The organism is Kitasatospora sp. SC0581 (assembly GCF_048159585.1).
Taxonomy (GTDB): Bacteria; Actinomycetota; Actinomycetes; order Streptomycetales; family Streptomycetaceae; genus Kitasatospora.
On sequence record NZ_JBLRWA010000223.1, the window covers coordinates 1 to 368 of the forward strand.

Genomic DNA, 368 nt, shown 5'->3' on the forward strand with positions numbered 1-368 from the left:
TTATCTCGCTTTTTTTCACGATTTGATGCTGAATCGATCGCTCAATTAAATCAAGCCAATCAGGAACTTTTAGACAAAGTACATCAATTCAGAGAGTCAAAGGCTCTTATCATAGACTTGGATTCAACACACGCTGACACGTACGGAAAGCAAGAATCCGCAGCTTACAATTCACATTATGGTACAGTCGGTTTCCATCCATTAGTTGCTTTCGACGGTATAATGGGTGATTTCCTTAAAGCCCGGCTGAGACCGGGAAATGTGTATACTTCGAATGGGGTTGTGGACTTTGTGAAACCTCTTATTGAACATTATAACGAGAAATTTCCCGAAACCCTCCCATTCTTACGGGGAGACAGTGGTTTTGC

At 41.8% G+C, this 368-nt stretch carries 1 protein-coding gene; it reads left to right on the top strand.

Annotated features, from left to right (window positions below; all coding sequences use genetic code 11):
• Positions 1-368, top strand: a 368-nt coding sequence (locus ACLWS4_RS37875; protein ID WP_416876556.1) for a transposase, incomplete at both ends; no start/stop codon positions are given.